This window comes from Variovorax paradoxus (assembly GCF_030811855.1).
In the GTDB taxonomy this organism is placed as follows: domain Bacteria; phylum Pseudomonadota; class Gammaproteobacteria; order Burkholderiales; family Burkholderiaceae_C; genus Variovorax; species Variovorax paradoxus_L.
In genome coordinates this window covers 229,023-244,167 of record NZ_JAUSRN010000007.1, presented here as the reverse complement: position 1 = coordinate 244,167, position 15,145 = coordinate 229,023, and the positions used below count along the sequence as shown (strand labels likewise).

Sequence of the window (15,145 nt, the reverse complement as noted above, 5' to 3'; positions counted from 1 at the left end):
CACGCCAACAGCATTCGCTGCCGGCACTCCGTCCCAACCCCGTCCGTCGACACGGCTCCCGAAGAGCTGCGCCGCGGCATTTCGCACGATTGAACGCCATGTCCAGTTTCAGGACCTTCTTGCAATCAGGCCACGGCCCGACGCTGTTCTCGGCCTTTCTGTATTTCTCGTTCTCCTGCTGCATCTGGGTGCTGAACGGCGCCATGGCGCCTTTCATCGGCGAGACCTTCGACCTCTCGCCCGCGCAGAAGGGCCTGATGCTGTCGGTGCCGATCATTGCGGGCGCGCTGATGCGCTTTCCGCTCGGCATCCTGTCGCAGTACATCGGCCGCAAGAACGCCACGCTGGTCGAGATGGGCCTGATCGCGGTCGCCATGCTGTTCGGCTTCTTCTTCGTGAAGAGCTTCAACGACCTGCTGGCCATGGGCGTGCTGCTGGGCATTGCGGGGGCAAGCTTCGGCGTCGCGCTGTCGCTGGGTTCGGGCTGGTTCCCACCGCAGCACAAGGGCCTGGCCATGGGCCTGGTGGGCGCCGGCAACGTGGGCACTGCGGTGTCTGTGCTGGTGGCGCCGCCGCTCGCGCTGTGGCTCGGCTGGCAGGCGGTGTACGGCGTAGCCGCGGCGGCCATCCTGGTGCCGATGGTCGTGATGATCGTGTTTGCCAAGGAGCCGCCCGACGTCGACAGCCACGCGAGCTTCCGCGAGCACATCGCCTGCCTGTTCGAAAAAGACGGCTGGGTGTTCAGCCTCATCTACGGCGTGACCTTCGGCGGCTTCATCGGCCTCACCACCTTTTTGCCGTCCTACTACTACGACCAGTTCGGCGTGAGCAAGGTGCAGGCCGGACAGCTCACGATGCTGGCCGCCTTCATGGGTGCCGCAGTGCGCATCGTGGGCGGCTGGATCTCCGACCGCTGGGGCGGTGTGAACACGCTCACCGTGGTGCTGCTGGCGGTTGCCGTCGGGCTGGTGCTGGTGGGCATCTCGTCGTCCTCTCTGGCGCTGACCACGCTGCTCCTCATCCTTTGCTTTGCCGCGCTCGGCGCAGGCAACGGCGCGCTGTTCCAGCTGGTGCCGCTGCGCTGGCCCACGAGCACTGCGGTGGCCGGTTCCATGATCGGCGAGATCGGCGCGCTGGGCGGCGGCCTGGTGCCCAACGCCATGGGCCTGTCGAAGCAGTACCTGGGCAGCTACGTCTGGGGGTTCGTGTTCTTCGGTGCGCTCTCGCTCGTGATGCTGGGCGTGATGCGCATCATGCAGATCCGCTGGACCCGCACCTGGGCCGAAAAAGGCGGCCGTGCGCGCACCTCCTCCCAGCCGGCTGAAACCAAGAAGTACGTTCCGGCGCGAAAAGCGGCACGCCCATGACCCTCTCCCGCCCGTCGTCAGCGTGGCAGGAACAGAAGCCACACCACGAGCAGTGCGTTGAACAGCAGCGACACGGCCAGCGCGATCTTGTAGAGCGCAGCCGGGTCGCGGCGGATCAGCGGCGTGGCGGCGGGCGCGCTGACGGGGCGGGAAGCGCCCCGCTCCAGGGCGAGCAGCATTTCCTCGGCGGTTTCGAAGCGCTCCTTCGGGTCGCGCGCAACGGCCTTGCGCACCAGATGGTCGAGCCACACAGGTACGTCGGGCCGCAGGCGCGAGAGCGCGACGGGATCACGACGGTAGCGTGCCACCTGGTAGGGCTCGATCTCGCCGTAAGGCAGGTGCCCGCCGAGCCACTGATACAGCGTGGCGCCAAGCGCGAACAGGTCGCTGCCGGGGTCGGCATTGGCACCCTCCCATTGCTCGGGATTGATGTAGCTGGGCGTGCCGGCATGCAGCTCGCGCTGGGCCGAGCCCTCGCGTCCGGACAGCGCCACGCCAAGATCCAGGATGCGCCAGTGTCCATCCTCGCCCAGGTGCAGGTTGCCGGGCTTGATGTCTCGATGCACCACGCCATGGCGGTGCAGCCGGCCCAGCGCCTTGGTCACCTCGATGGCCGCCGTGACCACTTCGGCCACGGTGCCGCGGGGGCCGGACTTGCGCATCTGCTCCAGCGTGCGCCCGCCGTGCCAGTCGAACACGATGTAGAGCGCGCTGGCGTTTTCGGCTCGCTCGTGCACACGCACGAATCCACTGTTGCCCACGCGCTGGCCCAGCCAGGCTTCGTGCGCAAGCATGGCGCGCTCCTGGGGGTCGCTGGCGCGCGAGGGATGCAGGGTCTTGAGCGCCACCAACTCGCGCGTGGCCACATTGCGCGCCTGGTACAGCAAGTGCACGCCGGTGTCGGCCACCAGCCCGGTGACGACGTAGCCGTCGAGCGCATCGCCCACTTTCAAGAAGGGCGGCGGGGCCAGTCGGCGGCCGTCGCCAAGCTCGTCATCCAGTTGCCGCGCGTCCAGGCCGACCACGCGAATGACCAGCGCCGTCGCGTTGTCGCGCGTGCCCGCATCGAGCGCGGCCCGCACCAGCGCATCGCTCGCATCCTCGGCACCGCCCTGCAAGGCCAGCGCGGCCAGGCGCTGCGGCTTGAGCACGCCGTGCACGCCGTCGGACGTGAGCACGAAGCAGTCTCCCACCCGCACGTCGCCCTGCGCGTAGTCGACACGCACCTGGTCGTCCAGGCCAATGGCGCGCGTCAGCCGGCTGCGCATGTCGGGATGCTCGAAGGCATGGTCCTGCGTCAGCAGCATGGCAGGCTCGCCGTCGGTGCGCACGCGCCATGCGCGCGTATCGCCCACATGCGCCAGCGTGTAGCTCTGGCCATGCAGCACCAGCGCCGTCAAGGTGGTGAGCGCAGTGCCGCCGCCCTGCCGGCGCCGGTTGTGATCGGCGAGCCAGGCGTTCTGCGCAGCGACGAGGCGGTCGAGCGCGGCGGTCGGCTCCCAGGTGTCGGGCGTGGCGAAGTAGTCTGCCAAAAGCCCCATCACCGTGGTCTGCGACGCCTCCAGCCCGCGGCCGCCGGTGGACACGCCATCGGCAATGGCCGCGATGAGTCCGCGCGACTCTTCGCCGGGCGGCGCGTTCACGGCGCCGGCAAAGTCTTCGTTCACTTCGCGCGGTCCGCGCTGGCTGCTGTAGCCGATGTCCACTTCAAAGCTCATGGCGCGATTCTCCACGCGCCGCGTGCTTCCCATTGCTCGATTCGAACCCGCTGATTCCCGAAAGGCCCCACCCCATGCAGAAACTCAAACTCGTGATGGTCGGCAACGGCATGGCCGGCGTGCGCACCCTGGAGGAGCTTTTGAAGCTCGCCCCGGAGCTGTACGACATCACCGTCTTCGGTGCCGAGCCGCACCCCAACTACAACCGCATCCTGCTGTCGCCCGTGCTGGCCGGCGAGCAGACCGTGGACGAGATCGTGCTCAACAGCTGGGAGTGGTACACCGAGAACCACATCACCCTGCACGCCGGCAAGAAAGTGGTCGAGGTCGACCGCGTCAAGCGCATCGTGCGCGCCGTGGATGCGCAAGGCGCCATCACCGAGGCCGCCTACGACCGCCTCCTGATGTGCACCGGCTCCAACCCCTTCATGCTCCCCGTGCCCGGCAAGGACCTCAAAGGCGTCATCGCCTACCGCGACATCGCCGACACCGACTACATGATCGAGACCGCGCGCACGCACAAGAACGCGGTCGTCATCGGCGGCGGCCTCTTGGGCCTGGAGGCGGCCAACGGCCTGATGCTGCGCGGCATGAACGTCACCGTGGTGCACGTCATGCCCTGGCTCATGGAGCGCCAGCTGGACGACGTGGCCGGCAAGCTCTTGCAAAAGTCCCTGGAAGACCGCGGCCTGAAGTTCCTCATCGGCGCCCAGACCCAGGAGCTGGTGGGCGACGCCGACGACGGCAAAGGGGGCCGGGTCAAAGCCATCCGCTTCAAGGACGGCACCGAGGTGGCCGCCGACCTGGTCGTCATGGCCGTGGGCATCCGCCCCAACACCGAGCTGGCCGAGAAGATGCGCCTGCACTGCAACCGCGGCATCGTCGTCACCGACACCCTGCAGACCGTGACCGACGCGCGCATCTACTCGGTGGGCGAATGCGCGGCCCACCGCGGCATCGCCTACGGCCTGGTCGCGCCGCTGTTCGAGCAGGCCAAGGTCGCGGCCAACCACCTGGCCCAGTTCGGCATCGGGCGCTACCTGGGGTCCCTCACCTCCACCAAGCTGAAGGTCACCGGCATCGACCTGTTCTCCGCCGGCGAGTTCATGGGCGGCGAAGGCACGGAAGAGATCGTCATGAGCGACCCCTTCGGCGGGGTCTACAAGAAGCTGGTGATCAAGGACGACAAGCTGGTGGGCGCGTGCCTGTACGGCGACACGGTGGACGGCAGCTGGTACTTCAAGCTCTTGCGCGACGGGCGCAGCGTGCACGACATCCGCGACAAGCTGATGTTCGGCGAATCCAACATCGGCGACACCGGCCACGAGGGCCACAGCAAGGCCGCCAGCATGCCCGACGAGGCCGAGGTGTGCGGCTGCAACGGCGTGACCAAGGGCACCATCTGCAAGGCCATCAAGGAAAAGGGCCTGTTCACCCTGGACGAGGTCAAGAAGCACACCAAGGCCAGCGCCAGCTGCGGCTCGTGCACGGGCCTGGTGGAGCAGATCCTGATGTTCACCGCCGGCGGCGACTACTCGGCCACGCCAAAGAAGAAGGCGGTGTGCGGCTGCACCGACGCGAGCCACCAGGACGTGCGCGAGGCCATCAAGAAGGAACACTACCTCACGCACGACGCGGTCTACCGCAACCTGGGCTGGCGCACGCCCAACGGCTGCGCGACCTGCCGCCCGGCGGTGAACTACTACCTGATCAGCACCTGGCCCAAGGAGGCCAAGGACGATCCGCAGAGCCGCTTCATCAACGAGCGCAGCCACGCCAACATCCAGAAGGACGGCACCTATTCGGTGATTCCGCGCATGTGGGGCGGCCACACCACGCCCGACGAGCTGCGGCGCATCGCGGACGCGGCCGACAAGTACAAGATTCCCACGGTCAAGGTCACGGGCGGCCAGCGCATCGACCTCTTGGGGGTGAAGAAGGAAGACCTGGAGGGGGTGTGGAAGGACATCGGCATGCCTTCGGGCTTTGCCTATGCCAAGAGCCTGCGCACGGTGAAGACCTGCGTGGGCAGCGAGTGGTGCCGCTTCGGCACCCAGGACAGCACGCAAATGGGCAAGGACCTGGAGCGGGCGCTGTGGGCGATGTACTCGCCGCACAAGGTCAAGCTCGCAGTATCCGGCTGCCCGCGCAACTGCGCCGAGGCCGGGATCAAGGACGTGGGCGTGATCGGGGTGGACTCGGGCTGGGAGCTGTATGTGGGGGGCAACGGCGGCATCAAGACCGAGGTGGCGCAGTTCCTGGTGAAGGTGAAGACGGCCCAGGAAGTGATGGAGTACTCGGGTGCGTTCCTGCAGCTGTACCGCGAGGAAGGCTGGTACCTGGAGCGCACGGTGCACTACATCGGGCGGGTCGGGCTGGACTATGTGAAGAAGAAGATCCTGGAGGACGAGGCCGGGCGCAAGGCGCTGTGGGAGCGGCTGCAGTTCGCGCTGGATGGCGAGCCCGATCCGTGGTTCGAGTCGAGCCAGGCGTCGGTGGATGTGCGGCAGTTCACGCCGCTCGCGGTTTAAGCGCAAAGCGCAGGGAGAAAAATTGAAAAGAAGACTCTTCATTGCTTCGTCCGCGCTGGCCGCGGTGGGCGTGCACGCGCAGGTGGCCGACCTCAACGACGCCATCAACAAGGCGGGCCGCCAGCGCATGCTGTCGCAGCGCGCCAGCAAGGCCTATCTCGCGCTGGCGCAGCAAGTGGAAACGCGCAATGCCCAGCAGGTGCTCGACAAGTCCATTGCACTGTTCGACAAGCAACTGGCCGAGCTCAAGGCCTTTGCACCGACGCCCGCCATCCGCAGCACCTACGACGCACTCGACGGCACCTGGATCGGCTTCAAGCAAGAGCTCACCGGCTCGGCGCCCGGCAAGGAAATAGCCGCACGGATCGTCAAGCTCGATGCCGCCGTGCTCGCGCTCGCCAACCAAGGCACCACGCAATACGAAGCCGCCTCGGGCAAGCCCGTGGGGCGGCTGGTCAACATCGCGGGCCGCCAACGCATGCTGTCGCAGCGCATGGCCAAGTTCTACCTGGCCAGCGCAATGCAGATTGACGCCGCCGCAAGCACGGCCGAGATTGCCAAGGCACGCGCCGAGTTCCTCGCCGGCCTCGAGACCCTGCGCAATGCGCCCGAAGCCACCGCACAGATCCGCCAGGAGCTGGTGCTGGCCGACGCGCAATGGATGTTCTTCAACCGCGGGCTGCAGCGCCTCGAAGGCGCCGGCACCTCGCCCGCCCTTATGTCCGACGTGTTCGTGACCAGCGAAAACATGCTGGCCATCATGGACCGCGTGACGGGCCTGTATTCCGACCTCAAACCTAGAGACCCATCATGAGTGAATGGAAAACCATCTGCCGCATCGACGACATCCCCGTGCTCGGCGCCCGCCGCGTGGCGCGCCCGGTGGGCGTGGATGTGGCGGTGTTTCGCAATTCCGAGAATCAGGTATTCGCGCTGCTCGACCGCTGCCCGCACAAGGGCGGGCCTTTGAGCCAGGGCATCGTGTTCGGCACCAGCGTGGCGTGTCCGCTGCACAACTGGGCCATCGGGCTGGACGACGGCTGCGCCAAGTCGCCTGATGAGGGGTGCACCCCAAAGTTCGCGGTGAAGGTCGAAGATGGCCAGGTCATGATGAACGCGCTCGAACTGAAGACGCATGCCATCGACCTGGCTCCGCCGCGTGCCGGCCCCGGCGCCGCAACGGCCGGCAAGCTGGGTGACGAGTCCTTCGACGTGCAGGCGCCGCACGGCAGCTAGGCGCACAACCAAGGCATCGACCCATGGAAGAAACTCGCTCCACCTGCCCTTACTGCGGCGTGGGCTGCGGTGTGATTATCGAATCCGATGGCGCGCAGATTACCGGCGTGCGCGGAGACCCCGACCACCCGGCCAACTTCGGGCGCCTCTGCACCAAGGGCTCGACACTGCATCTCACGGCCACGGCCACGGTCACGCGCCAGACACGGCTGCTGCAACCCATGCGGCGCGCCTCGCGCGGCGGCGAGCCGGCGCCCATCGCATGGGACACCGCGCTCGGCGGCGCCGTCGACAAGTTCGAACAGGTCATCCGCGACCATGGCCCCGACGCTGTCGGCTTCTACGTCTCGGGCCAGCTGCTCACCGAGGACTACTACGTCTTCAACAAGCTGGCCAAGGGGCTGATCGGCACCAACAACATCGACACCAACTCGCGCCTGTGCATGAGCAGCGCGGTGGCGGGCTACAAGCAGACGCTGGGCGCCGATGCGCCCCCGGCCTGCTACGACGACCTGAAGCACGCCGAGTGCCTTTTCATCGTGGGCAGCAACGCCGCATGGGCGCACCCGATCCTGTTCCGCCGCATCGAGGATGCAAAGGCCGCGAACCCCAGGATGAAGATCATCGTGGCCGACCCGCGCCGCACCGACACGGTCGAGATCGCCGACCTGTTCCTGCCAATCCAGCCTGGCACCGACGTGATGCTGTTCAACGGCATGCTGCACCTGATGCTGTGGGAAGGCTGGACCGACAACGGCTACATCGCGGCCCACACCAACGGCTTCGATGCACTGAAAGCCACGGTGCGTGAATGCACGCCCGACAAGGTGGCGCAGATCTGCGGCATCTCGAAGGAAGACCTGCTTGCCGCGGCGCGCATGTTCGCCACATCGCCGGCAACGCTGAGCCTCTACTGCCAGGGCCTCAACCAGTCGTCGAGCGGCACCGCCAAGAACGCAGCGTTGATCAACCTGCATCTGGCAACCGGCCAGATCGGCAAGCCCGGCGCGGGCCCGTTCTCGCTCACCGGCCAACCCAACGCCATGGGCGGACGCGAAGTGGGCGGCCTGGCCAACCTTCTGAGCGCGCACCGCGACCTGGCCAACCCGGCGCACCGCGCGGAAGTGGCGGCGCTGTGGAACCTGCCCTCGGTACCCGAGAAGCCCGGCAAGACCGCGGTCGAGATGTTCCAGGCCGCCGCGGACGGTGAGATTCGCGCGCTGTGGATCGCCTGTACCAACCCCGCCCAGTCGATGCCCGACCAGGCCACTGTGCGCCGCGCCCTCGAGCGCGCAGAGTTCGTCGTGGTGCAGGAAGCTTTTTCGACCACCTCGACCTGCGCCTTTGCCGACCTTCTTCTGCCCGCCACCACTTGGGGAGAAAAGGAAGGCACCGTGACCAACAGCGAGCGCCGCATTTCGCGCGTGCGCCCCGCGGTGCCGGCGCCCGGCGAAGCGCGCCACGACTGGTCGATTGCCGTCGACTTCGCGCGCCGGCTCGAACAGCGGCTCGGTCGCACGGCCACCCTGTTTCCCTATGAAAGCGCCGAGCGCGTGTGGAACGAGCACCGCGAATCCACGCGCGGCCGCGACCTGGACATCACCGGCATGAGCTACGCGATGCTCGACACCGCGGGCCCGCAGCAATGGCCACTGAAGGAAGGCGAAGCCACCGGCCGCGTACGCCTTTATGAAGACGGCATCTTCCCGACGCCGGACGGCCGCGCGCGCTTTGCCGACACGGTCTACAAGCCGGTGGCAGAGGCGCGCGAGGCGCGCTATCCGTTCTCGCTGAACACCGGCCGCCTTCGCGACCAATGGCACGGCATGAGCCGCACCGGCACGGTCGGCCGGCTCTTCGGCCACGTGGCCGAGCCCGTAGTGCAGATGAATGCCCAAGACATGGCGCGCCGTCAGCTGAATGAAGGCGACCTGGTGCATCTCACGTCCAAGCGCGGCTCTATCCTCCTGCCGGCGCGCGCGAGCGCCGAGATCGGGCTGAGTCAGGCTTTCGTCGCCATGCACTGGGGCGAGGAATACCTGAGCGGATGCTCGTCGACCGGCACGCCGCTGGCGGGCATCAACGCCCTGACCTCCCCGGCCTACTGCCCCACCTCGAAGCAACCCGAGCTCAAGCACACGCCAGTCAAGATCCTCAAGGCCGAGCTGCCGTGGTCGCTGCTCGCCATGGCGTGGCTGCCGCCCGAAACGGCGCTGGCCGCGCACCAGGCGCTCAAGCCGCTGATGGCGATGTTCCCGTTTGCCACCTGCGTGCCGTTCTCGGGCAACACGCCGGGCGAGGAACGCAGCGGCATCCTGTTTCGCGCCGCCGCGCACGACGCACCGGCGGACGAGCTCATCGACCGCATCGAAGGCCTGCTCGGCCTCGTCGGCAGCGATGCCTTGCGCTACGCCGACCGCCGGCGCGGTCAGCGCCGCGTGGCACGGCTGGTGCGGCGCGCCGATGGCAACGCCGGCCTGGAGGCCTTCCTGCTGGGCGGGGACACCAGTGCCGAAGCCTGGATCGGCACCCTGCTGCGGGAAGAAATCCCGGCGCAAACCTATGGCCGCCTGCTGCTCTCGCCCGGTGCCCGCGCGCCGGTGGCGGTGCAGTCGCGCGGCCAGCCGGTGTGCACCTGCTTCAACGTGACCGACCTGGCGATACGGGCCGAGCTGGGCCGCTGCAGCGGCACGCCCGAGGAACGGCTGGCTTCCCTGCAGGGCGCGCTCAAATGCGGCACCAACTGCGGCTCATGCTTGCCCGAACTCAAGCGCATGGTGCGGGCTACGCCGGCCGAAACCGCGGTGGAGGGTGCATAAGCCGCCTTGCTTTCGGGCATAAGCATTGCGGGACAATCCGTGCACCCATGGGAATCAGCCAATACATCAAGGAAATCGGCCGCGGCGCGCGAGGCGCCAAGCCGCTGACGCGCGAACAGGCCACCGACCTGTTCGGCCAGGTGCTGGACGGCACCGTCACCGACCTGGAGATCGGCGGTTTTTGCCTCGCGATGCGCATCAAGGGCGAAACGCCGGAAGAAATGGCCGGCTTCCTCGACGCCACGCATGCCAGGCTCAACCGCCTGCCCGCCGCCGACCGCCCGCTCGTCGTGCTGCCGAGCTACAACGGTGCGCGCAAGCTGCCGGTGCTCACGCCGCTGCTGGCGCTGCTGCTCGCCCGCGAAGGCCTGCCGGTGCTGGTGCACGGCAGCGCCACCGAAACATCGCGCGTGCTCGCCTCTAACGTGCTGGAGGCATTGGACGTTCCCCAGCTCACGACGATCAGGCAAATCCCGTCCGGCCAAGTAGGCTTTGCACCCACCGAACTGCTCAACGCCGCACTCAAGCGGCTGCTCGACGTGCGCCGCGTGGTGGGCCTTCGCAACCCTGGACACAGCGTGGTCAAGCTGATGCAGCCGACCACCGGTCCGTCGGTGATCGTGGCAAGCTATACGCATCCGGAATACGCGCGCACCATGGGCGAAACCTTCGAACTCATGGGCATGACCGCCCTGCTCTCGCGCGGCCTCGAGGGCGAAGTGGTGTCCGACCCGCGCCGCACCGCGCAGATCGACGGCTTCGTGCGCGGCGTGCGCAGCGAATTGCAGGCCCAGGCCGCGGGCACGTCGAGCGAGGTGCCCGGCCTGCCGAAAGAAATCGACGTCGCGACCACGGCCGAGTACACGCGGCGCGTATTGAACGGCGAGCTTCCCGTGCCTGAAGCCATTGCCACGCAGGTCAGGCACATCACGCAACTGGCATCTCACGCATGAACAGACCGACTTCTTCGTTTGCCACCGGAAGCTGCACGCTGGTGGGCGCCGGCCCCGGCGACCCCGAGCTGCTGACCATCAAGGCCGTCAAGGCCATACAGGCCGCGACGGTGCTGCTGGTGGACGATCTCGTGAGCGAAAGCATCCTGAGCTCCTACGCCCGGCCCGGCGCGCGCATCGTGCACGTGGGCAAGCGAGGCGGCTGCAAGAGCACGCCCCAGGCCTTCATCGAGCGGCTCATGATCACCGCGGCGCATGAAGGCGAAACCGTAGTTCGGCTCAAGGGCGGCGACCCGTTCATCTTTGGGCGCGGCGGCGAAGAGGTCGAGCACCTGCGCGAAGCCGGCATCGAGTGCACCGTGATCAACGGCATCACCGCCGGCCTCGCGGCCGCCACCTCGCTCGGCGTGCCGCTCACGCACCGCGACCATGCGCAGGGCGTGGTGTTCGTCACCGGCCACGCCAAGACCGGCGCCGGCGCGCACGAAGACGCAACCGACTGGCGCGCACTGGCGGCCACGGCGCACAACGCACGGCTCACGCTCGTCATCTACATGGGCGTGGCGGGCGCAGGCCACATCGAACGCGAACTGCTCCATGGCCTGCCCGGCGACACGCCGGTGGCCGTGGTGCAGCATGCGAGCCTGCCGCAGCAGCGCCACATCGCGACCACGCTCGACAGGCTCCAGGCTGGCATTGCCGAAGCTGGACTCGCCAGTCCCGCGGTGATCGTGGTGGGTGACGTGCTGCGCGGGCTGGCCGCGGCGGCGCTGCCGCTGGGATCTGACGCTGGCAGGTTCGGCACCTGAGCAATCGGCAAGAGCTGGCCCCGAGGCCTGCGAGCCCCATCCTTGCGCTTCGCCCGGACGGGGCGCCGTAGCACCAAGATGTGGCATGGAGCGTGCTTAACGCCAGCATGCCCGTTTTCCGATCGTTTTCAGCGCCCCGCGCCCGTTCATGAACGCCGTCGCCGCGCCTCCACCTGCTGCCGTCGAAATCGTTGCCCTGAGCAAGCGCTACGCCGCCGGCACACCGCCCGCGGTTGACCGGATCGACCTGCGCATTGCGAGCGGCAGCTACTGCTGCCTGCTGGGCCCCTCGGGCTGCGGCAAGAGCACCACGCTGCGCATGATCGCGGGCCACGAGTCGGTCACCAGTGGCGACATCCTGCTGGACAACCGCAACATCACGAACCTGCCCGCGGCCGCGCGCGGCACGGCGATGATGTTCCAGAGCTTTGCGCTGTTCCCGCACCTGTCGGCCACGGACAACGTGGCCTTTAGCCTCAAGATGAAAGGCGTCGGCAAGGCCGAGCGCCAGAAGCTTGCGCGTGACCTGCTGGACCGCGTGGCCATGGGCCACCTGGCCGAACGCAAGCCGGGTGAACTCTCCGGCGGACAGCAGCAGCGCGTGGCGCTGGCGCGCGCGCTCATTACCGAGCCGCGCGTGCTGCTGCTCGACGAGCCGCTGTCGGCGCTCGACCCCTTCTTGCGCATCCAGATGCGCGCCGAGTTGCGGCGCTGGCAGAAGGAACTGGGGCTGACTTTCGTGCACGTCACGCATTCGCAGGAAGAAGCGATGGCACTGGCCGACACCATGGTGGTGATGAACCACGGCGTGATCGAGCAGGTCGGCTCGCCGCACCAGATCTACAACCACCCGGCCAACGAGTTCGTGGCGCGCTTCATGGGCGGGCACAACGTGTTCGACACGCCCGCCGGGCCCATCGCGGTGCGCAACGATCACATGCGGATTGCTCCGGCTTCCGATGGCGCCGCCTCCGATGGCCTTGCCGCGACGGTGACCGACGTCGAGTACCAGGGCACGTACGTGCTGCTCGGGCTGGCGCTGCAAGCCGCACCGCCCGGCCGCCAGAACGTGTCGGTGCTGATGGGCGAAGCCGCCTTTCTCGCGAGCCCCCACGCACAAGGCGAAACGGTCCGCCTGGCCTGGGCCGAAGCCGATGCGCGCGCGCTCGCCACGACCCCGCAGGCCCCGCCGCCTCACCCTATCCCCGTTCCCTCACCCGCCACTTTCCATACGGAGGCTCTTTCAACATGACCGACCCCATCGACTCGTCCGCCGGCGTCCAGCGCCGCACTCTGCTGCAGGGCACCGCCGGCATACTGGCCACGGGCATCGCGCCCTTCGTGCATGCGCAGGAAAAAATCGTGCTGCGCTACCTTGGCACGGCGGTGAACCAGGACAAGGCGATCGCCGAGAAGTTCAAGGCCGACACCGGCATCGAGATCCAGTACGTGGCCGTGACCACCGACGACGTGACCAAGCGCGCCGTGACCGCACCCAACAGCTTCGACCTGATCGATACCGAATTCTTCTCGCTCAAGAAGATCGTGCCGACCGGCAACCTGAAGGGCATCGATACCAAGAAGATCAAGAACGCCGACAAGATCACCACGCTCTTCACCAAGGGCGAAGTCGGCGGCAAGGCCGTGGGCGACCAGGGCACCGCACCCAAGAAGGTGATCTATCTGGAGGGCGAGAAGAGCAAGAAGTTCGCGACCGCGCCGACGCAGTTCATGTCGCTCATTCCCACGGTCTACAACGCCGACACGCTGGGCATCCGTCCGGACCTGATCAAGCGGCCGATCAACTCCTGGGCCGAACTGCTGAACCCCGAATTCAAGGGCAAGGCCGCGATCCTGAACATTCCGTCGATCGGCATCATGGACGCCGCGATGGTGGTGGAGGCCAAGGGCATCCACAAGTACAAGGACAAGGGCAACATGACCAAGGCCGAGATCGACCTGACGATCAAGACCCTGATCGAAGCCAAGAAGGCCGGTCAGTTCCGCGCGCTGTGGAAGGACTTCAACGAGTCCGTCAACCTGATGGCTTCGGGCGAAGTGGTGATCCAGTCGATGTGGTCGCCCGCCGTCACGGCCGTGCGCACCAAGGGCATTGCCTGCAACTTCCAGCCCCTGAAGGAAGGCTACCGCGCCTGGGCAGCCGGCTTCGGCCTTCCGGCCACGCTGTCGGGCAAGAAGCTCGACGGCGCCTATGAATTCATCAACTGGTTCCTCGACGGCTGGGCCGGCGCCTACTTGAACCGCCAGGGCTACTACAGCGCGGTGCTCGACACGGCCAAAGCCAAGATGGAAGCCTACGAGTGGGCCTACTGGATGGAAGGCAAGCCCGCCTCACAAGACATCAAGAGCCCGAACGGCGACCTGCTGGCCAAGGCCGGCGCGGTGCGCGACGGCGGCAGCTACGAACAGCGCATGGGCGGCATCGCCTGCTGGAACGCGGTGATGGACGAGAACGAGTACATGGTCAAGAAGTGGAACGAGTTCGTTGCCGCCTGAACCTGTGAGCGCTCCAACCGCCAGCGCGCACGCGCCCAGCCCGTCCGTCCACGCCGTGAAGGCATGGTGGCAGGCTGCGCCATTCGCGCTGGTGTTCCTCCTGTTCTTTCTGATTCCACTGGCGCTGATCGCGATGGTCAGCCTGTGGAATTTCAACGAGTACGAGCTGATTCCGGCGGTGACGCTGCGCAACTACGCGAGCCTGTTCGAGGGCTGCTCGCTGCTCACCGACAACGGCGACCTGTGCGTCACGCTCAACACTTACCTGAGCACCTTCAAGTTCTGCCTGCTGGTGTGGGGCATCACGCTGCTGATCGGCTTTTCGGTGGCGTACTTTCTGGCGTTCCACGTGCGCTCGTCGACCATGCAGACGGTGCTCTTCGTGCTGTGCACGGTGCCGTTCTGGACCTCCAACGTGATCCGCATGATTTCGTGGGTGCCGCTCTTGGGGCGCAACGGTCTGGTCAACCAGATGCTGGCGGGGCTCGGCCTGGTCGACCATCCGGTCGAGTGGTTGCTGTTCTCTAATTTCTCGGTGGTGCTTGCCTTCGTGCACCTCTACACGATGTTCATGATCGTGCCCATCTTCAACAGCATGATGCGTATCGATCGCTCGCTGCTCGAAGCCGCCAGTGACGCGGGCGCCTCGGCCTGGCAAACGCTCTGGAACGTGGTGGTGCCGCTGTCGCGCACCGGCATCCTCATCGGCTCGATCTTCGTCATCACCATTGTGATGGGCGACTTCGTCACCATCGGGGTGATGGGCGGGCAGCAGATCGCATCGATCGGCAAGATCATCCAGGTGCAGACCTCGTACCTGCAGTTTCCGCTGGCCGCGGCCAACGCGATGATCCTGCTGGCGGTGGTGCTGATGATCATCTGGGGGCTCACGCGGCTCGTTGATATTCGCAAGGAGCTCTGAGATGAAGCCTTGCTCGTCTGTTCGTTCCGTTGTGCATGAGGAGCCTTGTTCGGGGGGCGCTCCCGCCGACGGGGTACCTTGCTCCGCGAATGTCCTCCGGCCTGCGGCCTCCCCCTTTATTTCGCTGCGCAAGGCACCCCATCGACGTGAGCGTTATACGGAGCGATCGTTGATCGAACGGAACAACGGCAGCGCCCGGTGTGCACAGGGCGCCGGGTGCTCCCCGCAGCGAAATAAAGGAGGAGGCCGCAGGCCGCGGGGCATTCGCGGAGG

General features: G+C 66.9%; 11 protein-coding genes. 10 read left to right on the top strand and 1 reads right to left on the bottom strand.

From position 1 onward, the window contains the following. Positions 1–98 precede the first annotated feature (98 nt). Complete coding sequence (locus tag J2X92_RS15630; RefSeq protein ID WP_307576875.1) at positions 99–1,367, top strand: MFS transporter; 1,269 nt, start codon at positions 99–101, stop codon at positions 1,365–1,367. A 17-nt stretch (positions 1,368–1,384) separates the two neighbouring features. Here J2X92_RS15630 and J2X92_RS15625 read toward each other — a convergent pair whose 3' ends face one another. After that, complete coding sequence (locus J2X92_RS15625) at positions 1,385–3,085, bottom strand: bifunctional protein-serine/threonine kinase/phosphatase (protein ID WP_307576874.1); 1,701 nt, start codon at positions 3,083–3,085, stop codon at positions 1,385–1,387. Between the two features lie 74 nt (positions 3,086–3,159). On the opposite strand from J2X92_RS15625, the gene nirB reads away from it, so the two are divergent. The 9 genes from nirB (at position 3,160) to J2X92_RS15580 (ending at position 14,872) form a co-directional block, all read left to right on the top strand. Then, on the top strand, positions 3,160–5,616 hold the full coding sequence (gene nirB, locus J2X92_RS15620) for a nitrite reductase large subunit NirB (protein WP_307576873.1): 2,457 nt from the start codon (positions 3,160–3,162) through the stop codon (positions 5,614–5,616). A 22-nt stretch (positions 5,617–5,638) separates the two neighbouring features. Continuing rightward, entirely contained in the window at positions 5,639–6,430 is a 792-nt protein-coding gene (locus J2X92_RS15615) for a type IV pili methyl-accepting chemotaxis transducer N-terminal domain-containing protein (protein WP_307576872.1), read from the top strand. Next, entirely contained in the window at positions 6,427–6,852 is a 426-nt protein-coding gene (gene nirD / locus J2X92_RS15610) for a nitrite reductase small subunit NirD (protein ID WP_307576871.1), read from the top strand. The genes J2X92_RS15615 and nirD overlap by 4 nt, the downstream gene beginning before the upstream one ends. A 23-nt stretch (positions 6,853–6,875) precedes the next feature. Further along, positions 6,876–9,671 (top strand): nitrate reductase, encoded by a 2,796-nt coding sequence (locus tag J2X92_RS15605; RefSeq protein ID WP_307576870.1) that lies wholly within the window; start codon positions 6,876–6,878, stop codon positions 9,669–9,671. Positions 9,672–9,718: 47 nt separating this feature from the next. Next, positions 9,719–10,624 carry a DNA-binding protein YbiB gene (ybiB, locus tag J2X92_RS15600; protein ID WP_307576869.1) on the top strand — a complete coding sequence of 302 codons (906 nt, stop codon included), beginning with the start codon at positions 9,719–9,721 and terminating at the stop codon, positions 10,622–10,624. Then, positions 10,621–11,433 (top strand): uroporphyrinogen-III C-methyltransferase, encoded by an 813-nt coding sequence (gene cobA, locus J2X92_RS15595; protein ID WP_307576868.1) that lies wholly within the window; start codon positions 10,621–10,623, stop codon positions 11,431–11,433. Before ybiB ends, cobA begins: the two co-directional genes overlap by 4 nt. A gap of 148 nt (positions 11,434–11,581) precedes the next feature. After that, positions 11,582–12,685, top strand: coding sequence for an ABC transporter ATP-binding protein (locus tag J2X92_RS15590; protein WP_307576867.1), 1,104 nt, complete (start codon positions 11,582–11,584; stop codon positions 12,683–12,685). Beyond that, positions 12,682–13,950 (top strand): ABC transporter substrate-binding protein, encoded by a 1,269-nt coding sequence (locus tag J2X92_RS15585; protein WP_307576866.1) that lies wholly within the window; start codon positions 12,682–12,684, stop codon positions 13,948–13,950. Before J2X92_RS15590 ends, J2X92_RS15585 begins: the two co-directional genes overlap by 4 nt. 4 nt (positions 13,951–13,954) lie before the next feature. Next, positions 13,955–14,872 (top strand): ABC transporter permease, encoded by a 918-nt coding sequence (locus J2X92_RS15580; RefSeq protein WP_307576865.1) that lies wholly within the window; start codon positions 13,955–13,957, stop codon positions 14,870–14,872. The last annotated feature ends 273 nt before the right edge of the window (positions 14,873–15,145 follow it).